Below are 22,978 nucleotides of genomic sequence, written 5' to 3'. Positions count from 1 at the left end.
AAGACCTGCTGGTGCAGTGAATTCCCGGTGAATTGCACGCCTGGAACACCCGCAGATGGTCACTATCCTACGTGCATCGATTATTCGGCGAGCAGATCGTGCAGAGCTGTTCGCCTCCCGGATGGGTAGTTGCGCAATACGGCTATGCAGTCGGCAGATCCACTCCATAGCCTTTGAGTAGTCGTTCGATCATCTGTGATCGTCTGGAATCAATCGGATCGCCGGTACCGCCTCGTCCGTCCTCGTACGTGAATGAACTCTCCGTCGATTTCCTCTCAGACGAGCGCACCTGGATAGGAAGTGAAGACGTGACGAGCATCGGTATTCCCACTGAATCCTCATCGAGTGATTCGGCCGCGATCGTCGACGTGATGTCGACGATCGAGAAGCGCATCCTCTGGCTCTCGACCGCCATGATTCATCATGCCAACAGAGTGCGGCCCAACCCTACCGGCTTGAAGGTCGGCGGCCATCAGGCGTCGTGTGCCTCGATGGTGTCGATCATGACGTCGCTGTGGTTCGGCCAGCTCCAGTCGGGTGATCGTGTGTCGGTGAAGCCCCACGCGTCCCCCGTTCTGCACGGCATCAACTACCTGATCGGCGAACTCGACGAGAAGTACCTGACCACCCTCCGCGAGTTCGGCGGCCTGCAGTCGTACCCCAGCCGGTCGAAGGACCCCGACCCCGTCGACTACTCCACCGGCTCGGTCGGTATCGGCGCGACCGCCCCGATCTGGGGCGCCTTCGCCCGACGTTACGTGGACACGACGATCTGCGGGACCGGGGCCGGTCGGCAGTACTCACTCGTCGGAGACGCCGAACTGGATGAAGGCGCGGTGTGGGAGGCGGTCCTCGACACCTCCGTGGCCGATCTCGGTGAGATCGTCTGGATCGTGGACCTCAACCGTCAGTCGCTCGACCGTGTGGTGCCGAACATCGCGGCGGGCCGGATCGAGGCGATGTTCTCTGCGGCCGGGTGGCAGGTGATCACGGTCCAGTTCGGAGAGCTGCTGGAATCGCTGTTCGCTCGTCCGGGCGGTGATGCGTTGAGGACGCGGATCGTCGACATGCCGAACCCCGAGTACCAACGACTCCTGCGCTGCGAGGCCGACGAGGTCCGGTCCAGGCTGCCGGGACAGGGTGAGGGTGCAATGGCGATCGCGGAGCTCATCGCAGCGCTCGACGACCAGACCCTCTTGGCTGCCATCCGCAACCTGGGTGGGCACGATCTTCCGGCATTGCGTGCGGCGTACGCGAAGATCGACGACACCCGTCCGACTGCGATCATCGCCTACACGATCAAGGGCAACGGCCTGCCTACGCAGGGACACCCGCAGAACCACTCGTCGCTGCTCACCGATGAGGAGTATGTGCAGCTGGCGGCGGAGCTCGGTATGGATCCTGCTGCTCCATGGGGTCGGTTCGACGCGCGGTCGCCCGAAGGGCGGGTCTGCACTGCGACGGCGCAGCGGCTCAAGCGGCCTCCCGTGGAACTCACGGCACCGCCGGCGGTGCCGACCGACACCGGTCGCACCCCGACGGGGACGTCGACCACGCAGGCTGCGTTGGGGCGAGCCCTGCTGGATCTGAGCAGGCAGGCGCCGGATGCGGCCAAACGCATCGTGACGGTGAGTCCGGACGTCTCGTCGACGACTAATCTCGCGGGCTGGTTGAACAAGGTCGGCGTGTGGTCGCCCACCGAGCGGCAGAACTGGTTCGCCGACGATCCGGAGACGATTCTGCACTGGCGGGAGAGGCCGACGGGACAGCATATGGAGCTCGGAATCGCCGAGACGAACCTGGTCGGTCTGATGGGGGAGCTCGGGGCGACCTGGAGCAGGTGGGGCGAGCCGATCTTCCCGATCGGCGTGATGTACGACCCGTTCGTCGAGCGCGCGTTGGAGCCGTGGTCGTACGGGATCTATGCGGGTGGTCAGTCGATTCTCGTCGGTACGCCGTCCGGTGTGAGTCTCGCAGCAGAGGGCGGTGCGCACCAGTCGATCAAGACCCCGTCGATCGGCCTCGAACAGCCCGGCTGCGTGAGTTACGAGCCGGCCTTCGCCATCGATGTGAACTGGACGCTGTTCGACAGCATCTCGCGACTCGGCCGTCCCGACGGTTCCTCGTCGTACCTGCGACTGTCTACCCGTCCGGTCGATCAGACTCTGGCACAGGTCCCGGAGGACTCCGCCGCACGTGAGCGGCGCCGCCGACAGGTCGTCGCCGGCGCATACACGCTCCGGCGTGCCGACACACCGGATGTGACGGTCGTCGGGATGGGCGCGATCGTCCCCGAGACGATCGCTGCGGCGGAGCGGCTGGCTGCGCAGGGCATCGCCGTGGAGGTGGTGTGTGTGACGAGCCCGGGCCTGCTGTTCGAGGCGATCCAGGCGCGCCGCGGAGTCGGCGGCGGCCCTTCCTGGGTGCTCGACCAGGTGTTCCCCGCAGATCGCGCGGCGCCGATGGTCACCGTCCTCGACGGGCACCCGCATACTCTCGCGTTCCTGACCGGGGTCAACCGCGTCGCCGGAACTGCGCTGGGAGTGAGTTCGTTCGGACAGGTCGGATCGCTCGACGACGTCTACCGATACCACGGCATCGATGCGGACAGCATCGTTCGAGCCGCACTCGATCTGGTCGACTGACCGAGAAGGGCATTGGAATGAGCAACACATCGACAACGACCACGATCGTCCTGCCCTCGCTCGGCGAGAGCGTGACGGAGGCGACGATCACGACATGGCTGAAGGTCGCGGGGGAGCACGTCGAGAAGGGCGAGCCCCTTCTAGAGGTGGCCACCGACAAGGTCGACACTGAGGTGCCGTCACCCGCGACCGGCGTCCTCCTCGAGATCCTGATCGGCGAGGACGAACAGGTGGAGGTGGGCGGCGCGGTCGCGACCATCGGTGCGACGGGCGGCGATACCCGTTCGTCCACGTCGGCGCCTGACGCGGTGTCCGCACCCGAACTGGAGTCGACACCGGAGTCGACACCGGAGCCGGCACCAGCAGTGCCGAGCACTGTCGCGCAGGTGACGCCGCCGTCGTTGTCGACCCCGTCGGACGACAGGGTCCGGACTGAGAAGCTGCCGCGCATCCGGCGCACGATCGCGCAGCGGATGCTCGCGTCTCTGCAGACGTCGGCGCAGTTGACGAGTGTCGTGGAGGTCGACGTCACGGAGATCGTGAGGTTGCGCGCCCGAACCAAGGACGAATTCCTGGAGCGGACCGGGACAAAGTTGTCGTTCCTGCCGTTCTTCGTCGCCGCAGCGGTCGACGCGCTGCGGGATCACGCGGTGATCAACTCATCGCTCGACCCGGAGTGCACCGAGGTCACTTATCACGACTACGTGCATCTCGGGATGGCGGTGGACAGCGAGAAGGGGCTGATGGTGCCGGTCATCTTCGATGCCGACCGGATGAGTCTCACGGAACTCGCCAAGGCCATCGGAGGATGCGCTGATCGAGTTCGGGCCGGGACGATAGCCCCGGACGAACTGAGTGGCGGAACGTTCACGATCACGAACACCGGAAGTCGCGGTGCACTGTTCGACACACCGATCATCAACCAGCCGCAGTCGGCGATTCTCGGCATCGGCTCCGTGGTCGAGCGGCTCGTCCCGATCCGGGACGCCGACGGCCTTCGGATCGAAGCCCGATCGATGGCGTATCTGTCGTTGTCGTACGACCACCGGATCGTGGACGGTGCGGATGCTGCGCGCTATCTGACCGCCGTGCGAACAACGCTCGAATCTGAACAGGGTTCGGCGCGATTGATCTGAGTCGCAGATCGAGACGGATTGATAACTGAAGAAGACGAGGCCCGAAGGGAACCGGCTCTATCGGATCCCTTCGGGCCTCGTCGTGCATGGAGAATCACTGGTGATTCGCCAAGTGGATAGGTGCCGACGCTATTCGGATGGGAATGCGTCCTCGGAAACTCTAGCCTATTGAATAGCGAAGGTGATTCAGGTTACACACTCCGACGAGATGTTCCTTCGCTCACCTTCGGATAGGTGTCGGTTGTTTCGAAGGGGTAATCATCTCGTGCGTACGCGCACTTTCCACACACGTCCTCAATGTGGGCGAAAAGGAGTCTGATGAACATTCGTGAATCCATCGACAATGCGCCGATGAGTAGATATCAGATGATGGTCGTCGGAATATGTCTCGCGATAGTCTTGTCCGAGGGATACGACCTTCTCCTGATGGCGTTCGCAGCACCGGAACTCGAGACGGAGTGGGGCCTGAGCGGTGCGCAGACGGGGGTTCTTCTCAGTAGTGCTCTCGTTGGAATGGCGGTCGGGTCGGCGCTCATCGCACCGCTCGCCGATCGCATCGGGCGCCGCCGCTTGACCTTGTACTGCCTGATCGCGGTCGTCGTCGCCATGGGCGCGGCCGCAGCGACGACCAATGCGGTGCAACTGGGAGCGTGCCGCGTGGTCACTGGCCTCGGTATCGGTGGTCTCGTAGCCAGCCTGCCGGTCATCACCGCGGAGTTCTCTCCCCGTCGTCGGCGCGGCACGATGATCGCGATCTACACGTGCGGGCTCCCGCTCGGCGGAGTCATCGGCGGCGTGGTCGTCTCGTCCGTGATGGACACATTCAGCTGGCGGGCCAGCTTCGTGATCGGAGCCATGCTGACGCTGGTCCTTGCCGTGGTCGTGTGGGCGAAGATGCCCGAATCGATCGACTACCTCGTCGCACGCCGGCCGGCAGGTGCATTGGACGAGCTGAATGCCACTCTTCCGAAGATGGGGCTCGAGCCGCTGTCGGCACTGCCGGAGCCGGAGATCGTCACCGAGGAGACCTCGTCCCAGTCGTTCCTGAGCGGCCGGAACGGAGTCCGAACGGTCCTGCTCGGACTCGCGTTCTTCATCATGATGGCCGCGTTCTACTTCGCCACCAGCTGGACCCCGAAGCTGTTGCAGGAGAGCGGGCTGTCGGCCGGACAGGGCGTGAGCGGAGGCATGCTGCTCAACCTCGGAGGCGTGGCCGCCACACTGGTGTTCAGCCTTCTCGCAGTCGTCGTCTCGAGCCGAAAGCTGGCCGTCGCGGCGCTGATCGGCGCGAGTATCGCCTTCGTTGCGATGAGCACCGCGTTGGGCAGTCTTGCGACCGCGCTCATTGCGGCGATCGCGGTCGGAGTCTTCGTCAACGCGAGCGCTACCGGGCTGTACGCGTTGGCGCCGGACTGCTATCCGACCGCCGTCCGAGCGACCGGAGTCGGCTGGGTGTCCGCGGTGGGACGCCTCGGCGCGATTCTGTCGCCGACACTCGCCGGCATCCTGCTCGACCGTGACTGGTCGCCGTCATCCCTGTTCCTGCTGTTCGCGATCCCACTGCTGATCGGGGCGGTGCTCGTCGCAGTGATCTCGCTGCCGACGACCGATCGGGCCCGGAGCGGAGCTCGGCGCGCGGCGCAGGCCTGACCGGTCGAGCAGGCAGGTGCGTACGCGGATCGAGAGGTCCCGGCGCACACCTATCAACGAAGCGAAAGGAAACGAAACACATGTCAGAGCCACTCGACTGTCCGGTGACGGACATCGATCCGTTCAGCGACGATTTCCTCGAGAATCCCTTTCCGCGGCTCGCTGAGTTACGCGGATCGGGCGACGCGTTCTATTTCAGAGAATACGGCGTGTGGGGCGTCGCGCGGCACGACCTCGTCGACGCAGTCCTGCGCGATCACGAGACCTTCTCGAACGCGGCGGGAGTCGGCTACTCGAATCTCCTGAAGGAGACGCCGTGGCGGGCACCGAGCATCATCCTCGAGGCGGATCCACCGCTGCACAGCACGACCAGAGGAGTGTTCACTCGGATCCTGTCCCCGCGAGCGCTGCGCGACTTGCGCGACAGATTCGCGGCGGAGGCCGAAGCACTCGTCGACAGTCTGGTACAGCGGGAGACGTTCGACGTGGTCGCCGACCTCGCCCAGGCGTACGTCCTCAAGGTCTTCCCGGATTCCCTCGGGCTGCCCGCGGAGAATCGCGAGAACCTACTGACCTACGGCGGCGTCACGTTCGATTCGCTCGGCCCACGGAATGCTCGCTTCGATGAGGCGATGGACCGCGCCGCGCGGATCCGGCCCTGGGTCGAGGCCACCTGTGCACGCGGAGCGCTGACTCCCGGCGGGTTCGGCGCCCAGATCTACGAGGCGGCGGACACCGGAACGGTCAGTGACGAGCAGGCCGGAATGCTCGTCCGATCGTTCCTCACCGCGGGGGTCGATACGACGGTCAGTGCACTCGGCTTCGCGATTCGCAGGTTCATCGAGCACCCGGACCAATGGGCGATGCTCCGCGCGGATCCGACCCTGGTGCGGTCGGCCTTCGACGAAGTCGTTCGCATCGACTCGCCGGTGATCGGCTTCTTCCGCACGACGACGACCGAGGCGCGCATCGGATCGGTCACGGTGCCGGCCGATGCGAAAGTCATGGTCTTCTTCGCGGGGGCGAACCGCGACCCCGCCCGGTGGGACGACCCGGACCGCTTCGACATCACCCGACGCACGGCGGGTCACACCGGTTTCGGTGCGGGTATCCACGGGTGCGCCGGACAGATGGTCGCCAGGGCCGAGGCCGAGGCTCTTCTGACGGCGCTGGTGCACCGTGTCGGCAGCTGGGAGCCGGCCGGGCCGTCGACGCCGGCACTCAACAACACCCTGCGTGCGTTGGCGAGTCTGCCAGTCCGCGTGCACACCGACGACGTCGATCGCGCGCCGGTGGGAGCCGCTCGACCATGATCGCTCGGCACGCATTCGAATAGAGAACGAAGTTAGGACAACAATGCCGAAGATAACGTTCACGGACAGGAACAACGGCGACCTCATCGTCGACGCGGTATCAGGCGAAAGCGTGATGCAGGCCGCGATGCTCGGCGGCGTCAGCGGGATCGTGGCTGAATGCGGTGGGTCGATGATGTGCGCGACGTGCCACGTCTACGTTCACGACGACTGGATCGGTCGGACCGGCGAGCGGAACGAGATCGAGGAGGAGATGCTCGAGTCGACGGCCGAGCCCGCACAGCCGAACAGCAGGCTGTCGTGCCAGATAACGATGTCCGACGAGCTCGACGGACTGATCGTCGAGACTCCACGGAGTCAGCTGTGACCGGGCAGGCCGTCGTCATCGTCGGCGCCGGGACAGCAGGCCATCACGTCGCAGGGCGATTGCGGGACAACGGATTCGAGGGTTCGGTGACCCTGATAGGAGCAGAGCCGCATCTGCCCTATCACCGTCCCCCGCTGTCGAAGGCGTACCTCGCCGGGGCGACACCGCGCGAACGACTCGGTCTGCGTTCCCCGGAGTACTACGTCGATCACGCGGTGACGACACGTGTCGGCGTCTCCGTCGAAGCGATCGACCGGGAGGGCCGACGCATTGCACTCGACGACGGTACGGCGGTCGGCTACGATTGCCTGGTCCTCGCTCCGGGGGCGTCGCCTCGACAGATCGACCTGCCCGGGCGTGATCTGAGGGGAGTCGTCGAGCTCCGCACCTGTGACGATGCCGATCGTCTGCGTGAGCACCTCCACGAGGGCCGCCGAGTCGTGGTGGTCGGCGGTGGGTTCATCGGCCTGGAAGTGGCTGCGGCCGCCCGGAAACGAGGGGCGTCCGTGACCGTGCTCGAGGCGATGCCCGCACTCATGACCCGAGCGCTGTCGGGGACCACCGCTCGGCTACTCGCGGACACCCACGCCTCGTACGGAGTCCGCATCTCCTGCACCACGTCGGTGGTCGAACTGGTGGGAGAGGACGGGCAGGTCAGCGAGGTCGTCACGTCGAGCGGTGAGCGGTTGCCCGCCGACGCGGTCGTGCTGGGCGTCGGGGTCGTGCCGAACACGTCGCTGGCCGCCGACGCGGGACTCACGACGGGCGACGGGGTCGTCGTCGACGACCGTCTGCGGACCGCTGATCCCGCGGTATTCGCCGTGGGCGACTGTGCGAGCTTTCCCGATGGACGCGGGGCGCAGCTTCGACTCGAGTCCGTTCAGAACGCCGTCGACCAGGCGCATTACGTCGCCGACCGGATCTGCAGCGATAGCGACGCCGGCCCGTATCGGGCGGTGCCCTACTTCTGGACGGATCAGTACGACACCAAGCTGCAGATCGTCGGGTACACCCGTCACGACGACCACACCGTCGTCCGCGGCGGGTCGGAGCGGCACTCGGTGTTCCGGTTCGCCGATGGAGAACTCGCTGCCGTCGAGTCGATCAACGACCCGAGCACACATCTGGCCGTACGCAGGATTCTCGCAGGCGGCGGGACCGTCAGCATCGATCAGGCGACCGGTGACACCGACCTGCGCGCTCTGGCGCGCTCGGTCTGAGCCCGACGGCCGCATGAACGAACACCTGGGGCCGGAGCGCCTCAGGGGAATGACTGAAGGAGAGAAACGATGAACGGAAACAGCGATGACGTCACGCGGATTGCGCAGGTGATTCTGAAGGAACGCCAGGCACGTGATCGCGGCTGGTGGGACCAGATGCGTGAGTGCATCCGGTCCGATGCGCAGATCCGGCTCAGTTGGTTCCGAGGATCCGGTACGGACTTCATCGCGGCATCGCAGGACATGAGTCGGCGAGGACAGAAGGCGACGCATCGGATGTCGCCACCGGTGGTCTCGGTCTACGGACGTCGTGCCGTCGTCGAGATCTCGACCGGTATCGAGTTCCGGGACCTCGTCGGCGGAGTCGAGGCGGATCTGACCTCGTATGCGCGGCTGTTGTATCGGCTCGAACAGACCTCGGGTGTGTGGCAGATCATCTCTCTCGACCCCGTCTATGAGCGAGACAGCTTGATTCCCACGGTGCCCGGTGACGTGCCGGAGATCGATCGGGAGGCCCTTCAGACGATTCGAGCGCCGTACCGTTTCCTCGGTTACTACCTCGCGCAGTCGGGTTATGAGGTCTCCGATGATCTCTACGGCGAAGACCGCCCGGCGGAGGTCGAGGAACTGTATCGGGCGTGTTACGGGTGGGCTGCACAGGGCGGGGCCGACGAATGAGCGACTGAATGATATCGATCACGAACAGGAAGTCGGCCGGCACCAGGGGTGCCGGCCGACTTCTTTTCCGTTGGCGCCGGCGGCGGCGAACCGGCCGACGATGAATGCCGGGCATGTGCACACTGCACATGCCCGGCATTCATATCGTTCAGGAGAGGCGCTGCGGGACGCCGGCGCACCACACTGCGCGGATATTGCGAGTGTCTCGGATGTCGGTCGTCGGATCACCGTCGACGAGCACGAGGTCTGATCGTGACCCCGGACGGATCTGTCCGCGATCGGTGAGACCGAAGACCCCGGCTGGAACCGTCGTCGCAGATCGCAGGATCTCGGCAGGGCTCATCCCGGCGTCTGCCATGAGTTCGAACTCGTGGTGCAGGCTCGATCCGTGTTCGATGCGAGCCGGTGGCCCCGGCTGCGTATTCGCATCCGTACCGGCGACGATCGTCACGCCTGCCGTGTGGAGGGCCCGCAGATTCGCAAGGAGTCCGTCGATCGGTCTCGGCCCGGCGAGGATCCCCTCCATCATCGTGATAGTGGGAACGACGGCTCGACTGGAACCTGCCAGCGCGGTGATATCGGATGGATCGATGGCTCCGTCGATCGGTGTGTGAGTAACGATGTCTGCCCCCGAGGCGACCGCGGTCGCATATGCGCCGGTGGTGATTGCGTGCACGACCGATAGCAGTCCGGCGTCGCGGGCCGCCGCGGCCAATGCCTGCAGCGTCTCGACGTCCGGTCCGCCGGCCCCGGGCGCCTCCGCGACGCCCTTGACGTAGTCGACGCCCTCGGCGACGCGGGCCGCGACGTGCCTACGCGCCTCTTCTGGCGTCCGGACCACCGCCTCGCTCGGCATCCCGGGCATGCAGGAGTGAGGACCTGCGGCGCCGATCGCCGGGAGGCCGGCGGTGCGGAAGTCCGCGGTTCCGACGGCTGCTCGGAGAGCGGAGGCCCTCTCTGCGGGCCAGCACGCCATGTCGAGACCTGTTGTTACTCCCCATGCCGCGAGGCGATGGAGGTCGGCTTGTTCGTAAACGTGCACGTGCGAGTCGATCAGTCCGGGCAGCAGCGCGGCGCCCTCGGCGTCGACGATCTCCGGTGCAGTCGAGCCGGCTCCGATGACCGGGCCGTCGATGACCACGGCGTCCGGCTCGAGCAGTCGGTGTCCGTCGAACACCCGGACGTTGACGAGTGCGATGTGGGCGGGGGTCGCTTCACCCATGCCGGCGACCGTCCTCGGCGACGAACTGCTGGTGGAGTTCGCCGATGCCGTCGATCCAGGTGGTGAGACGTTCTCCAGGCTTCAGGAAGCGCTGCGGGTCCCGTGCGACTCCGACGCCCGCCGGCGTACCGGTGAATACGACGTCACCGGGGTACAGGGTGACGGTCGCGGAGAGATCGGCGATCAGGCGTGACACCGGAAAGATCATGTTCCCGGTCCGGCTGCGTTGCATTTCGACGTCGTCCACCGCGCACCCGACCTCCAGATCGTCCGGGTCGCTGAATTCGTCGGGAGTCACCAGCCACGGCCCCTGGGGGGAGAATCCGGGGAACGACTTGCCCAACCCGAACTGCGCGCCGGGGCCCCGGAGCTGGGAGATCCGCTCGGAGACGTCTTGACCGACGGTGAGGCCCGCGACATGGCTCCAGGCATTCGCCTCGCTGATTCGATGGGCGGTGCGGCCGATGACCACGACGAGCTCGGCCTCCCAATCGACATTGCCATCGGTCGGGATCGTGACCCGGGAATCCGGGCCCGAGAAGCTGGAGACGTACTTGGTGAACACCGGCGGGAGAGCAGTGGGGATGTCGAAGCCGGCCTCGAGCGCGTGGTCGCGGTAGTTCAAGCCGATGGCGAACACCTGACGCGGCGTAGGTGACGGCGCACCCAGAGCGGACCTGTCGAGAGCGACCCCCTTGGATGCGACGTCGGCGGTTTCGACTGTGCGGATCCAATCGGCGAACTCCTCCCAATTCGAATAGAGATCGGCGAGTACGGGGCCGAATCGGCCTTCGGAGATCTCTGCCAGGTCGACGGTCACTTCGGAGCCCGTATCGCCGGTGACGAGTGCGGCACGGTCATTGACATTTGCGATACGCATTTTGTCCTCGTTTTCCTCACAAGGTGACCAAATGAAGCGGTCATGGGACAGATGGTGGACGTGATCGCTCAGACCACGGTCGCTCCGACCGTATTCGTGATCGATGCGCACGACTATCCGATATGCGAACCGGCGGAATCCGATACGCGAAAACAATCATCGTGTGTGATGGATCACTCCGAAGCTAGTATCGTGGTCTGCGGGTTTGCAGAATCGAGGTTCGAGATGGTTGAGATCCCCCGTGTCGCGCCGACTGAGGACGTTCCGCGGTCGCGCCGTGGGATATTGTGCGCGACTGATGATTTCGACGTCTACCGGAGTGCGATCAATGAATCCTTCTATCCCGCCCGGCTGGAGATCGTCGGGGGCTTCCGTGAGCTCACTGGTGCGCGGATGCTGGCGATACGGCTGTCGTGCATGACGGTCGGCATCGTCCGGTTCGGGGCGGACGTGCTGATCGATCCGGGCGCCGTCGACGGATACCACATCGACGTGCCGACATCGGGCGCCCTCGACGTCAGTTCGGGTCGTCAGTTCGTCGTCGCCGGCCCCGACCGGGCGGCGATCTACACCCCCGGCGAACGCACATTCTTGGAGCGGTGGTCCGCGGATAACACGCAGGTCAGCATTAAGATCGACCGCAACGCACTGGAGCAGGAGTTGGGGCGGATAATCGGCAGGCCAGTCGTCGATCGAGTGAGATTCGACCTCGGATTCGATCTCGCCTCGGGCGCAGGACTCCGGTGGGCGACGACACTGCAGGTCCTCCTCGACACGATCGCCGAGGGGGGAGTGGGCCCGGATTCGGTGACGGTCGCGCAGGTCGGCCACCTCGAACGCGCGTTGATCGCAGGTCTGCTCGTGGGGCAGGAGAACTCGATGAGCGACGTGATTCTGAACAGTCGCGATGAGGGCAGTGCCCCCGCCGCGGTGCGCCGGGTTCTCGACAGGTTGGAGGCGGCCCCCGGGTCCCAGTACACGGTGACCGATCTCGCCGAGGTCGCCGGTGTCGGAGTGCGTCAACTGCAGAAGATCTTCATGGATCAATTCGGCATGACGCCTTCGCAGTATGTGCGCAATATGCGACTCGACGGCGTGCGAGGCGCTCTTATCGCCTCCGAATCGGATGCGACGGTCAGCGATATCGCATTCCGCTGGGGCTTCAACCACCTCGGCAGATTTGCGCAGTACTACGAGCAGAAGTTCGGGGAATCACCGTCGAAGACTCTCCGTGAACATCGCTGATCGGGGATCTCGATCTCTGATCGAAATCGTGGGCGCACGGATTCTCGTCTAGTGGATGATCGTGCTCGTTAACTGGATATTCGGCTGATTCGACGATCCCTAGCATGGGATTCACCGGGAAGTGAGTCAGGTTACAGAGACCCTGACGAATCGGTCTAGTCACTATTCGACGGAGTGCTCCGCAACACGCGGAGAACGTTCGTCCGGTGGCAGATCTCGGAACCGAGTGTTCCCTCCCCTTCCCCCGTGCAGAGGAGAGTTCAGATGTCCGCTAAGCCGAAATTCGCACACGTGGTATTCCAGACGGCACAGCCGGCGGAGATGTCCGAATGGTACTGCTCCGTCCTGGACGGTCACATCGTCTACCAGGACGACGCGCTGTGCTTCATCACCTTCGACGAGGAACACCACCGCGTCGCTCTGCTCACCCCGCCGATACCGCTCGAGCGCAAACTCCCGACGACGGCCGCGATGCACCACGTCGCCTACACCTTCGATCACCTCGATCAGCTCCTCGAGCGCTACGAGATCCTGCGAGACAAGGGCGTGCTGCCGGCGGTGTGCATCGCACACGGCGTCACGACGTCCCTGTACTACCGGGATCCCGACGGACATTTCGTCGAGATGCAGATCGACAACTTCGCGGAACCGGATCAGGCCACCGAGTACATGCACGGACCCGAATACGCAGGAGACTCCGTCGGACCGGCGTTCGATCCCGAAGCCATGCTCGCCGCCCGTCGTGCCGGTGCCTCGGTCGACGAACTGACACCGCGTACGTGGGCGTTGCAGACCGACCTCCCCGATCCGATGAGTGTCCTCGTCGGAGCGAACTGACCCACCTGTGACCTGAGGAGGTCGACCATCGTGACCAGCACTTCTGATCTCACGAGCGAAGCCGGGGCCGTCGTGGACGCCAAGCGCTTCAGGGACTTGATGGCGCGCGTCTGCGCGCCGGTGACGATTGTCACGACCGCGGATGCCGACGGGCCGCACGGAGCGACCGCGAGCTCATTCGCATCGCTATCGCTGGATCCGCCGCTCGTCACGGTGGCCTTCGACCGCCGATCGGCGCTGCTCGGTCGGATCATCGCGGCAGGCAGGTTCGGCGTGAACGTGCTCCACCACGGCCAGGACGATCTCGCGATGCGATTCGCCAGTCGAGGGGAGGACCGGTTCGCCGCTACCCGGTGGCACACCGACAGTGGTCTGCCGCGAGTGGAGGGATCGGCGGGCTGGGTCGCGTGCGATCTGCGTGAAGCGGTCGAGGGCGGCGACCACCTGCTCCTGATCGGCCAGGTGACCAAGGCATGCAACGCCGAGAAGGCGCCGCTCGTCTACGCCAATCGCGTGTTCGGCACACACTCGCGCTTCAACGAACGTCCGCGCCGGTCGATCGTCGACCAGATCGCCGCGTGCATCTCGGACTGACACATCGCGCACACCTGTCGTCACAATCCAACGAATCGAATGAGGAACCCCATGACCACCATCACTGAATCCATCTCCGCCGATGTGCCCACTCGCGAGGACATCCTCGAGCGGATCCGGGAGATCCAGCCCATCCTGGCGAAGAACTCGGCCCAGGGTGAAGCAGACCGTCGCGTGCCGGAGGAGTCGATCGCTGCGCTCACCGAGGCCGGGGCGTTCAGAATCGCTCAGCCCCGTCGGTACGGCGGCTACGAGACCTCGATGCGGACGATGCTCGAGGTGTCCGCCGCCGTCGCCGAAGCAGACGGCGGAGCTTCCTGGGTCGTCACGCTGAGCAACGTCTGCGCCTGGATGACCGGTCTGTTCTCGGAGAAGGCGCAGGACGACGTCTGGGCGGAGAATCCGGATGCGAAGGTCTCCGGCGTCCTGGCTCCTACGTCGGAGGCGGTGAAGGTCGACGGCGGTTTCCGCGTCTCCGGACGGTGGTACTACAACTCGGGCTCGTGGCACGCGGACTGGGCGGTCCTCGGGATCCCGATCACCGACAGCGACGGCGAGGTGATCGATCAGGCTCTGGCACTGCTCCCGCGATTGGAACTCGGCTTCGAGGAGACGTGGTTCGTCGCCGGAATGCGGTCATCGGGTTCGAACTGCCTGATCGCCGAGGACGTATTCGTTCCCGAACATCGGATCATGCTCGTGCCCGGCGCCATCAAGGGCGAGTACGCGACCGAACATTCGGAGGAGGCGCTCTACCGCTCGGCGTTCGTACCGCTGCTCTCGCTGGTCCTGGCCGGTCCTCAGCTCGGCATGGGGCGGAAGGCTCTGGAGATCGCCACGGAGAAGGCTGACAAGAAGGCGATCGCCTACACCTTCTACACGGCGCAGTCGGACTCGGTGGCCTTCCAACTCCAGATCGCCGAGGCCGCGATGTACATCGAGTCGGCGCACCTGCACGCCTACCGGGCGGCTGACGACATCGATTCGGCTGCAGCGGCCGGTGTATACCCCGACGAGCTAGTCCGCGCTCGAGTACGCGCCGACACCGCATGGGTGATCGAGCACGTGACCAAGGCGATCGACACCTTGGTCTCGGCGCACGGTGCAGGCAGCTTCGCCGAGGTCAACCCGATGCAGCGCATCTGGCGGGATTCGAACGTCGCTGCTCGCCATGCGGTGACGATGCCCGCCGTGAGCTACGAGGTCTACGGCAAGACGCTGCTCGGCCGTGACGATCAGATCACTCCGCTCATCTGAGCGATCGGTGAGGAGGCGAGGTCGATGCACACGGTGCTCGGCCTCGCCTATGTGCTGCCTCTCGTGGACCGGATCCGATCACCGGGTCCGCCACGCTTCACCGCTGGAAAGGAAGATATCGAAATGAGTGCTGAGACCACCTGTCTCATGTGTGTCCAGGAGGAATGCGCTGAGGACATGGTCCTATTCCGGGACGACCTCTGGGCCGGCGAGATCGTCCCCGGAATGGACGTTCCGGGATGGATCGTGCTGCGAGCCCGCCGCCATGCCGAACTCATCACGGGTCTGAACGACGCGGAGCTGGCCTCACTCGGGCGCCGCGCGAGGGACCTCACGGCCGCCGTCGCGGAGGTGACGGGAGCGCCCGCCACCTACATGATGGCGTTCGGGGAGAACCACAAGCACTACCACGCGCTGATCACCGCACGAGGAGACGACGTACCCGCGGACCGCCGTAGAGGCAAGATCCTTCAGCTGGCGGGCGAGCGGGTGGACAGCCGAGCCGCAGCAGCTCTCGTCCCCGCTGTCGCCGCCGCCTACCAGCGGTATGCGACGGGCCCCGCCGCAGAGGAAGTGGGGTGACCGATGCGGCCGGCGTTCGGTGAACTCGCCGCGTATGCGGCGACGTCGTCGTGACCAGGTGCGGGTGACGCATCGCTCGATGCGTTGCATCGCGGGTCCGGTGACGGTGCGAGCTGCGGCCGTACTGTGATCGCGTCGAGAAGCTCCGGTCGGGTCAGATCGTCGAAGTGCAGATAGGCCTCGCTCCTCCCGGAATCGACTTCCGGGCCGGCGAGCAGCCCCGCTTCATCGCCTCCAGTCGCGACCTGTTCGGCTCGTGGATGCCGGGCATGGTCGACTACGTTCCCGCGAATACGGGGCGCCACGTCGTCCATGCGGAGGCGAGCACGCGTCATACCCGAAAGCTGCCCGTGCATCGCTCCAGATTCGAGGTCTCGCGCCGCACACGATCTTGGCAGACGGGCGCGGCGACGCGGATTACAGTGAGGGAAGCACTGTCCCGGCCCTGAGAGGAAGCCCCGAATGACGCGTCGCATCGACGTCTTCGCCAAGGATGTCGGTGCCCGTGCCGGCCGCGACCTCACCGATTACGCCGACCTGTGGGAGTACTCGGTCACCGACCTGTCCGGCTTCTGGCGCGCGGTGTGGGACTTCTTCGACCTCGATGCGATCGCGGCGGAACCGCTCGGCGACGGACCGGTGCTCGCCGACGCGTCGATGCCGGGCGCGTCCTGGTTCCCCACGGTGCGACTCAACTACGTCGACGCGGTCCTGGCACACGCCGACCGGGACGGTGTCGCGATCGTCGGCGTCACCGAGGACGGGCGACGTACGGAAGTCGAGTGGACCGATCTGCCCGTGTCGGTGGAGGCCGTGGCGCGGACGCTGGCCGATCGAGGAGTCGGGCGGGGCGACGTGGTCGCCGCATACATGCCCGACATCCCCGAGACGGTGATCGCGTTCCTGGCGACGGCCTCGCTCGGTGCGATCTGGTCCGGCTGCGGACAGGATTACGCACCGGAGGGAGCCGCCGGGCGCTTGGCGCAACTCGAACCGACGGTGCTGTTCTCCTCGTCGGGCTACCGCTTCAACGGCAAGGACGTCGACAAGCGGGCGGACTCGACCGAACTCGCGCGACTGCTCGGCGTGGACACGCACATCGTCGTGGGGGAGCCGGTCGACGGGGCCCTGACGTGGGAGGAGGTCTCGACTCCGCTTGACCAACGGGAGGGGCTCGACCAACGGGACGGGCTCGACCAACGGGAAGGGGGCGACCGGCGGTTGGCGGAGTGGCCGGTCAAGGTGCCGTTCGACCATCCGCTGTGGGTCCTGTTCTCCTCCGGTACGACGGGGCGACCGAAGGGCATCGTACACGGACACGGCGGCATCGTGGTCGAGCACCTCAAAGAGATCGGTCTGCACTCCGGTCTCGGCACCGATTCGGTGTTCTTCTGGCACACGGCATTGAGCTGGATGATGTGGAACTTCCAAGCGGCCGGACTGCTCGCCGGCGCGCGGATCGTCTGCTACTCCGGCTCGCCGCTGTACCCGGACGCCGACCGTCTGTGGCAGATCGTCGCCGACGAGCACGTGACCTGCTTCGGCACCAGCCCCGGTCAGCTGCAGGCCTCACGGAAGGCCGGGCTCGTGCCCGGCCGCGATCACGATCTGTCGGCGCTGGACACGGTCGGCAGCACCGGCTCGACCCTCGCCGCCGACCTGTTCACCTGGATCGACGACAACGTCAAGCGGGGCCTGCCGGTGAACTCGGTCAGCGGGGGAACGGACATCTGCTCGGCGTTCGCCGGCGGATCGCAGGGACTCCCCGTCGTCGCGGGTGAGCTGACGGTCCGTCACCTGGGCGCCGCCCTCGAATCGTGGTCGCCGCAGGGGCGGCCGCTGATCGGCGAGGTCGGCGAGATGGTGATCACCGAGCCGATGCCGTCCATGCCGCTCCGTTTCTGGGCCGACCCGGACGGGCAGAAGTATCGCAGCGCGTACTTCGCCCACGACTGGGACCGGAACGACGCCCCCGTCGTCTGGCGGCACGGCGACTGGGTCACGCTCACCGATCGCGGATCCATGACCATCCACGGCCGCAGCGACGCGACGCTCAACCGCAACGGGATCCGCATGGGATCGGCCGACATCTACGAGGTGGTGGAGGCCGTCGACGACGTCGCCGAAGCCTTCGTCCTCGGTGTCGACGGAGACGACGGCAAGTACTGGATGCCGCTGTTCGTCACGTTGGTCCCCGGCGCCGAACTCACCGACGACCTCGTCGGTCGGATCGTCGCGCAGGTCAAGACCAGGCTCTCCGCGCGGCACGTCCCCGACGAAGTGATCCGGGCGCCGGGAATCCCGCACACCCGTACCGGCAAGAAGCTCGAGGTGCCGGTCACCGCGATCCTCGCCGGCCGCAGCGATGTCAACGTCGACCCGCGTTCGGTTGACGATTATGCGCTCATCGACTGGTACATCGAGCAGGGACGAGCACACCGCTGGTAGACGCGCCGTCACATGTGTGCACGACCCTCTCAGGTTGTGTGTATTAGCGTGGACGGCGTTCGTCGTCACGGCGGACGAGGCGAGTTCAACGCGGAGGAGTTGAGACGATGAGCTATCCCCAGTCCGGCGGATACGGTTACGGTCAGAACCAGCAGGGGCAGCAGCCGTACGGTCAGCAGGCCGACTACGGCCAGCAGTACGGCGGTCAGTACGGCCAGCAGCAGGGCTATGACGCCCAGGCCCAGGCAGCCGCCCAGCAGCAGGCCCAATACGGCCAGCAATACCAGCAGCAGGCCCAATACGGATACGGCGCGCCCGCCGCACCGGCCAACCCGGGACTGCCCGCCAACACCCCGACGATCCTCGCCGCTGTCATCGGTGCGCTCGGCGTCATCACACTGTTCTGCGGGTTCCTGGGCGCGTACAGCGCACCCGACGGGTACAGCGGAGCGGTGCCGAAGCTGTTCGAATCCAGCTACGTCGGACCGTACGTCCTGGTGGCTCTCGCCGGTCTGATCGCACTGACCACTTTCGTCCTCGGCGTCGAGAAGTGGGTCGTGGGCTCGGTCTTCGCAGCGACCGTCGTCGCGGCGTTCGTGACGATCTTCCAGTTCGCCACTCAGGACGGCGGCCGTGGAGTCGGCGCCATCATCCTGCTGATCACCGCCATCCTGTCGGCCGTCGCGGCCGTCGTGTGGCTGCTGGTCGCCGGTGGCCAGGTCAAGCTCGCCGACGCCGTCGCGGACCCGGCCGCGGTCGCCCAGCAGCAGGCGGCCCAGCAGCAAGCGGCTCCGCAGGCCCCGGCCGTCGACTACGGCTACGGGTACGGCTACGGTCAGCAGGCTCCGGCTCAGCACACACCGGCCCCGCAGTCGGCCGCTCAGCCCGCTCAGGCGCAGCCCGCCCAGTACGCGCAGACCCAGTACGGTCAGCCCGCGCAGCAGGCTCCCGCAGGCGATTCCAACGCCACCACCGCGTTCGTGAAGCCGCCCACCGATCCGGGCACCGCCACTCCGAACCTCGACAAATAGCACTGTCCGCGGCGTGAGTTCGTCCTCGTCGAAGTCCCTGGCGACCCGCCTTCGGCAGGTTCGCCTGGCTCGTCGTGCGGACGCCGCGCCGCGGAAGGCCGCCACCGGCGACCTCGTCAAGGTGGCCCTGCTCGTACCGGGGCTCACCGTCCTGGTGATCGTCATCGTCCTGGCCGTGGTCCGGCTGCTCGCCGGTGACGGACTCTCGGGCATCATGTCCGGCGCGGCGGCGGGCTGGTTGGCGGTGAACCAGGTGCCCGTCACCCTCAGCGGGGTGACCCTCGGTCTGCTGCCGCTCCTGCCCACCGTCCTGGTGGGACTCGGGACCGTGAAGGTCGTCGCCGACGGCGCTTCGACCGCACGCGAACTGCCCGACCTCATCGGCATCGTCGGCGCGGCGCTCGGCGGTTCGCTCCTCGTGACGGCGCTGTCGTTGGCCGTGGTCGCCGACGGTTCCGCCGTCACCGCCGTCGGACAGCCGGATCCTCTCCAGGCCTTCGGCTTCACCCTGCTGGTGCAGGGGATCGCGATCGCCGTCGGCATCGCGGTTCCGAGTCTGAAACCCGTCCTCGACGAGTTCGCGGTCCCCGCCACCGAACGGGTCGGCGCACGAGGCGGAGTCATCGCCTTCGGCGTGCTCGTCGCCGGCGGTGCGATCCTCGTGTTCCTCGGCATCGCGACCCACTGGGGTGCGGTGTCGGCGATGATCGGCGACGGCAACACATTCGACGGCTATCTCGGACTCACCGTCCTGAGCATCCTGTACCTGCCGAACATGATGATCGGCGCGGCCGCGGTCTCGACCGGGGCCACCGCGCAGCTCGGGTCCACCGTCGTCGACGCGTTCGACGTGTCGCGCGGCGCGGTTCCGCCGCTGCCGATCGTCGCCGCCGTACCCGAGTCGGGTATCGGCGGACTCGGCGGCTTCCTGTTCCTGATCCCGCTGGCGGCCGGGCTGCTGCTGGGCTGGTATACGCGCAGCACCGAGCCGCTGCGCCACCTGCGCGCGGTCGGCATCGGCGCCGCGGTCACCGCGGCCCTGATCGTCGCGTGGACGTGGCTGGCGGGCGGGCAGCTCGGCGAACTCGGCCACAGCGGAGTCGGCGTAGCGATCGCGGGCGTCTACACGTTTGCCTGGCTCCTGTTGGCCGGCGCACTCGTCGTCGGCGTGATGTGGGCGGCGGGCGGTGGACTCGGCCGCGGTTCGGCCGACGACGACTTGGACTCGTGGTTCGAGGACGTGCCCGACGAGGACGTGCCCGACGACGACGATGCCGACAGCGATGCCGTGGACGAGGGTCCAGACATCTCGGACGAGGACCCGGACGCCTCGGACGTCTCGGACGAGGGCGGTGAGGCCGCGGCCGACGATGACTTCGTGGCGGTGGACGAGACGGAGACCGGCGACGAGGACCGCGTCGACTCCGAGGCCCAGTCCCGTGACTGACAGTCCCGTGACCCAGTGGCCCCGACCACCTCGGTCGATACCGCTCCGGGCCTTCCCAGCGCATGCCCTAAACTGATTCGCGTGACAGAAGCCCCCCACGACTCCGCGCCCTCCGACCGCGCGCCCGTCGTGGTACTCGCATCTGGAACCGGCACACTTCTCGCCGCGATCATCGATCACGCGGCATCGCCGGACGCGGCGTTCACGGTGGTCGGCGTCGTCGTCGACCGAGACTGCGCCGCCGCACAGATCGCCGCGGACGCCGACATCCCGGTGATCGCCTGCAAGCTCAAGGAGTACCCGGACCGTGCCGCATGGGACGGTGCGCTCGCCCACGCCGTCGCCGACTTCGGTTCGGACTGGGTGGTCACCGCGGGCTTCATGAAGATCCTCGGACCGGCGTTCCTGAACCGCTTCGGCGGCACGATCGTCAATTCCCACCCCGCGCTGCTGCCGTCGTTCGTCGGCGCGCACGCCGTCGCCGATGCGCTCGCGTACGGCGTGAAAGTCACCGGAACCACCGTCCACCTCATCGACGACGGTGTGGACACCGGCCCGATCCTGGCTCAGCGCGTCGTCGAGGTGGCCCCCGACGACACCGAGGCCACCCTGCACGAACGCATCAAGATCGTCGAGCGCGCTCTTCTGCCAGAAGTAGTGGACGTGCTCGCCGCCCGTGGCGTTGTCACCGATGGACGAAAGGCACACCTCAAGTGAACGCAACTGCAGATCGCCGCCCACTCCCTCGTCGAGTGGCAGTGCGGCGCGCCCTGGTCAGCGTCTACGACAAGACCGGACTGACCGAGCTCGCCATCACGCTGCATGCGGCCGACGTCGAGATCGTCTCCACCGGTTCCACCGCCAAGACGATCGCCGCAGCGGGCGTCCCGGTGATCGAGGTCAGCGAGCTGACCGGCTTCCCCGAGTGCCTGGAGGGCCGCGTCAAGACGCTGCACCCGCGCGTGCACGCCGGCGTGTTGGCCGACACCCGTAAGGCCGATCATCTTGCGCAGCTCGATGAGCTGGGCATCGCCCCGTTCGAGCTGGTCGTGGTGAACCTGTACCCGTTCACGCAGACCGTCGCGTCCGGCGCCTCGCCCGACGAGTGCGTCGAGCAGATCGATATCGGCGGACCGTCCATGGTGCGCGCCGCCGCCAAGAACCACCCGTCGGTCGGAGTGATCGTCGACCCGTCCGACTACGCCGCGGTCACCGACGCGGTCGCGGCGGGCGGCTTCACCCTCGCCGAGCGCAAGGCGCTGGCCGCCAAGGCGTTCCGCCACACCGCCGACTACGACGTCGCTGTCGCCTCGTGGATGAGTTCGGTGGTCTCCCCGGACGCCGCGAGCGAGTCCGATGACGCGGACGCCGGGAGCGGAGCGAGCGGGTCCGATGGTGCGGACGCCGGGAGCGGAGCGAGCGGGTCCGATGGTGCGGACGCCGCGAGCGGGTCCGACGATGCCGGCACCGCATCCATTCTCCCGGTCTGGGCCGGTGCCACGTGGGAGCGCGCCGACGTCCTCCGCTACGGCGAGAACCCGCATCAGGCCGCGGCGCTGTACACCTCCACCTCGGGACCGGCCGGGCTCGCGCAGGCGCAGCAGCTGCACGGCAAGGCGATGTCGTTCAACAACTTCACCGACGGCGACGCCGCCTGGCGTGCCGCTTACGACCACGCCGAGCCCGCCGTCGCGATCATCAAGCACGCCAACCCGTGCGGTATCGCCGTGGGCGCCGACATCGCCGAGGCGCACCGTCGCGCTCACGCGTGCGACCCGGTCAGCGCGTACGGCGGGGTGATCGCCGCGAATCGCGAGGTCAGCGTCGAAATGGCCGAGCAGGTCGCCGACGTCTTCACCGAGGTGATCATCGCGCCGTCGTATGCCGCGGGCGCCGTCGAGGTGCTGCAGCGCAAGAAGAACGTCCGCATCCTGGTGGCCGAGGCGCCGACCGCGGGCGGCATCGAGATCCGCCCCGTGTCGGGCGGTGTTCTGATGCAGCAGCGGGATGTGATCGACGCCGACGGCGACGACCCCGCGAACTGGACGCTCGCAACGGGTGAGGCCGCGGACGAGCAGACCCTCTCCGACCTGGTCTTCGCATGGCGTGCCTGCCGTGCGGTCAAGTCGAACGCGATCCTGCTGGCTTCCGACGGCGCGTCCGTCGGCGTCGGCATGGGCCAGGTGAACCGCGTGGACTCCGCGCATCTCGCCGTGAACCGTGCGGGCGACCGCGCGCAGGGCTCGGTCGGCGCGTCGGATGCGTTCTTCCCGTTCCCGGACGGTCTGCAGGTCCTGATCGACGGCGGCGTCCGTGCCGTCGTGCAGCCGGGTGGATCCATCCGCGACAATGAGGTGATCGAGGCGGCCAAGGCCGCGGGCGTCACCATGTACCTCACGGGTTCGCGCCACTTCGCGCACTGATCG

The 22,978-nt window shown here is 66.6% G+C and carries 19 protein-coding genes; 17 read left to right on the top strand and 2 right to left on the bottom strand.

From position 1 onward, the window contains the following. Positions 1-371: 371 nt before the first annotated feature. The 7 genes from BKA16_RS21465 (at position 372) to BKA16_RS21435 (ending at position 9,009) form a co-directional block, all read left to right on the top strand. Positions 372-2,645 (top strand): transketolase-like TK C-terminal-containing protein, encoded by a 2,274-nt coding sequence (locus tag BKA16_RS21465; protein WP_183373232.1) that lies wholly within the window; start codon positions 372-374, stop codon positions 2,643-2,645. A 17-nt stretch (positions 2,646-2,662) separates the two neighbouring features. Beyond that, positions 2,663-3,781 (top strand): 2-oxo acid dehydrogenase subunit E2, encoded by a 1,119-nt coding sequence (locus BKA16_RS21460; RefSeq protein WP_183372579.1) that lies wholly within the window; start codon positions 2,663-2,665, stop codon positions 3,779-3,781. Positions 3,782-4,099: 318 nt separating this feature from the next. Beyond that, positions 4,100-5,431, top strand: coding sequence for an MFS transporter (locus BKA16_RS21455; protein ID WP_183372578.1), 1,332 nt, complete (start codon positions 4,100-4,102; stop codon positions 5,429-5,431). An 80-nt stretch (positions 5,432-5,511) separates the two neighbouring features. Then, positions 5,512-6,744: a cytochrome P450 gene (locus tag BKA16_RS21450; protein WP_183372577.1), complete on the top strand. Its 1,233-nt coding sequence runs from the start codon at positions 5,512-5,514 to the stop codon at positions 6,742-6,744. Between the two features lie 43 nt (positions 6,745-6,787). Beyond that, entirely contained in the window at positions 6,788-7,111 is a 324-nt protein-coding gene (locus tag BKA16_RS21445) for a 2Fe-2S iron-sulfur cluster-binding protein (protein WP_183372576.1), read from the top strand. After that, positions 7,108-8,331 carry an FAD-dependent oxidoreductase gene (locus tag BKA16_RS21440; RefSeq protein ID WP_183372575.1) on the top strand — a complete coding sequence of 408 codons (1,224 nt, stop codon included), beginning with the start codon at positions 7,108-7,110 and terminating at the stop codon, positions 8,329-8,331. The genes BKA16_RS21445 and BKA16_RS21440 overlap by 4 nt, the downstream gene beginning before the upstream one ends. A 69-nt stretch (positions 8,332-8,400) precedes the next feature. Beyond that, positions 8,401-9,009 carry a nuclear transport factor 2 family protein gene (locus tag BKA16_RS21435; protein WP_183372574.1) on the top strand — a complete coding sequence of 203 codons (609 nt, stop codon included), beginning with the start codon at positions 8,401-8,403 and terminating at the stop codon, positions 9,007-9,009. A gap of 148 nt (positions 9,010-9,157) precedes the next feature. Here the strand turns inward: BKA16_RS21435 and BKA16_RS21430 are convergent, their stop codons facing one another. Together BKA16_RS21430 and BKA16_RS21425 are read right to left on the bottom strand one after the other, a co-directional pair. Next, positions 9,158-10,231: an amidohydrolase family protein gene (locus BKA16_RS21430; protein ID WP_183372573.1), complete on the bottom strand. Its 1,074-nt coding sequence runs from the start codon at positions 10,229-10,231 to the stop codon at positions 9,158-9,160. Continuing rightward, positions 10,224-11,111 (bottom strand): fumarylacetoacetate hydrolase family protein, encoded by an 888-nt coding sequence (locus BKA16_RS21425; protein WP_183372572.1) that lies wholly within the window; start codon positions 11,109-11,111, stop codon positions 10,224-10,226. The genes BKA16_RS21430 and BKA16_RS21425 overlap by 8 nt, the downstream gene beginning before the upstream one ends. A 168-nt stretch (positions 11,112-11,279) precedes the next feature. Here BKA16_RS21425 and BKA16_RS21420 point away from each other — a divergent pair, with 168 nt between their 5' ends. From BKA16_RS21420 to purH, 10 genes are all read left to right on the top strand, one after another. Next, positions 11,280-12,356 carry an AraC family transcriptional regulator gene (locus tag BKA16_RS21420; RefSeq protein WP_343067563.1) on the top strand — a complete coding sequence of 359 codons (1,077 nt, stop codon included), beginning with the start codon at positions 11,280-11,282 and terminating at the stop codon, positions 12,354-12,356. Between the two features lie 264 nt (positions 12,357-12,620). Then, entirely contained in the window at positions 12,621-13,193 is a 573-nt protein-coding gene (locus BKA16_RS21415) for a VOC family protein (RefSeq protein WP_183372570.1), read from the top strand. 30 nt (positions 13,194-13,223) lie between these two features. After that, on the top strand, positions 13,224-13,787 hold the full coding sequence (locus tag BKA16_RS21410) for a flavin reductase family protein (protein ID WP_343067562.1): 564 nt from the start codon (positions 13,224-13,226) through the stop codon (positions 13,785-13,787). A gap of 51 nt (positions 13,788-13,838) precedes the next feature. Then, positions 13,839-15,044, top strand: a complete 1,206-nt coding sequence (locus BKA16_RS21405; RefSeq protein WP_183372569.1) for an acyl-CoA dehydrogenase family protein — start codon at positions 13,839-13,841, stop codon at positions 15,042-15,044. A gap of 123 nt (positions 15,045-15,167) precedes the next feature. Continuing rightward, positions 15,168-15,626 carry a tautomerase family protein gene (locus tag BKA16_RS21400; protein ID WP_183372568.1) on the top strand — a complete coding sequence of 153 codons (459 nt, stop codon included), beginning with the start codon at positions 15,168-15,170 and terminating at the stop codon, positions 15,624-15,626. A gap of 462 nt (positions 15,627-16,088) precedes the next feature. Further along, on the top strand, positions 16,089-18,074 hold the full coding sequence (locus BKA16_RS21395; protein WP_183372567.1) for an acetoacetate--CoA ligase: 1,986 nt from the start codon (positions 16,089-16,091) through the stop codon (positions 18,072-18,074). A gap of 107 nt (positions 18,075-18,181) precedes the next feature. Continuing rightward, positions 18,182-19,105, top strand: coding sequence for a DUF5336 domain-containing protein (locus tag BKA16_RS21390; RefSeq protein ID WP_183372566.1), 924 nt, complete (start codon positions 18,182-18,184; stop codon positions 19,103-19,105). Between the two features lie 13 nt (positions 19,106-19,118). Beyond that, positions 19,119-20,552 (top strand): cell division protein PerM, encoded by a 1,434-nt coding sequence (locus tag BKA16_RS21385; RefSeq protein WP_183372565.1) that lies wholly within the window; start codon positions 19,119-19,121, stop codon positions 20,550-20,552. A gap of 81 nt (positions 20,553-20,633) precedes the next feature. Further along, the gene (purN, locus tag BKA16_RS21380) at positions 20,634-21,269 is read left to right on the top strand and encodes a phosphoribosylglycinamide formyltransferase (protein ID WP_183372564.1); all 636 of its coding nucleotides are present in this window, start codon (positions 20,634-20,636) and stop codon (positions 21,267-21,269) included. After that, on the top strand, positions 21,266-22,975 hold the full coding sequence (gene purH / locus BKA16_RS21375) for a bifunctional phosphoribosylaminoimidazolecarboxamide formyltransferase/IMP cyclohydrolase (RefSeq protein ID WP_183372563.1): 1,710 nt from the start codon (positions 21,266-21,268) through the stop codon (positions 22,973-22,975). Before purN ends, purH begins: the two co-directional genes overlap by 4 nt. Positions 22,976-22,978 lie beyond the last annotated feature (3 nt).

This window comes from Gordonia humi (assembly GCF_014197435.1).
Classification (GTDB): domain Bacteria; phylum Actinomycetota; class Actinomycetes; order Mycobacteriales; family Mycobacteriaceae; genus Gordonia; species Gordonia humi.
Note: the sequence above shows the minus strand (reverse complement) of the source record. Positions and strands in the feature narration are given on the sequence as shown.

Excerpts from the sequence above, each read along its gene's own strand:
- BKA16_RS21465 (WP_183373232.1), top strand. The coding sequence starts at position 372 with ATGTCGACGATCGAGAAGCGCATCCTCTGGCTCTCGACCGCCATGATT.
- BKA16_RS21460 (WP_183372579.1), top strand. The coding sequence starts at position 2,663 with ATGAGCAACACATCGACAACGACCACGATCGTCCTGCCCTCGCTCGGC.
- BKA16_RS21455 (WP_183372578.1), top strand. The coding sequence starts at position 4,100 with ATGAACATTCGTGAATCCATCGACAATGCGCCGATGAGTAGATATCAG.
- BKA16_RS21450 (WP_183372577.1), top strand. The coding sequence starts at position 5,512 with ATGTCAGAGCCACTCGACTGTCCGGTGACGGACATCGATCCGTTCAGC.
- BKA16_RS21445 (WP_183372576.1), top strand. The coding sequence starts at position 6,788 with ATGCCGAAGATAACGTTCACGGACAGGAACAACGGCGACCTCATCGTC.
- BKA16_RS21435 (WP_183372574.1), top strand. The coding sequence starts at position 8,401 with ATGAACGGAAACAGCGATGACGTCACGCGGATTGCGCAGGTGATTCTG.
- BKA16_RS21430 (WP_183372573.1), bottom strand. The coding sequence starts at position 10,231 with ATGGGTGAAGCGACCCCCGCCCACATCGCACTCGTCAACGTCCGGGTG.
- BKA16_RS21425 (WP_183372572.1), bottom strand. The coding sequence starts at position 11,111 with ATGCGTATCGCAAATGTCAATGACCGTGCCGCACTCGTCACCGGCGAT.
- BKA16_RS21420 (WP_343067563.1), top strand. The coding sequence starts at position 11,280 with ATGGATCACTCCGAAGCTAGTATCGTGGTCTGCGGGTTTGCAGAATCG.
- BKA16_RS21415 (WP_183372570.1), top strand. The coding sequence starts at position 12,621 with ATGTCCGCTAAGCCGAAATTCGCACACGTGGTATTCCAGACGGCACAG.
- BKA16_RS21405 (WP_183372569.1), top strand. The coding sequence starts at position 13,839 with ATGACCACCATCACTGAATCCATCTCCGCCGATGTGCCCACTCGCGAG.
- BKA16_RS21400 (WP_183372568.1), top strand. The coding sequence starts at position 15,168 with ATGAGTGCTGAGACCACCTGTCTCATGTGTGTCCAGGAGGAATGCGCT.
- BKA16_RS21395 (WP_183372567.1), top strand. The coding sequence starts at position 16,089 with ATGACGCGTCGCATCGACGTCTTCGCCAAGGATGTCGGTGCCCGTGCC.
- BKA16_RS21390 (WP_183372566.1), top strand. The coding sequence starts at position 18,182 with ATGAGCTATCCCCAGTCCGGCGGATACGGTTACGGTCAGAACCAGCAG.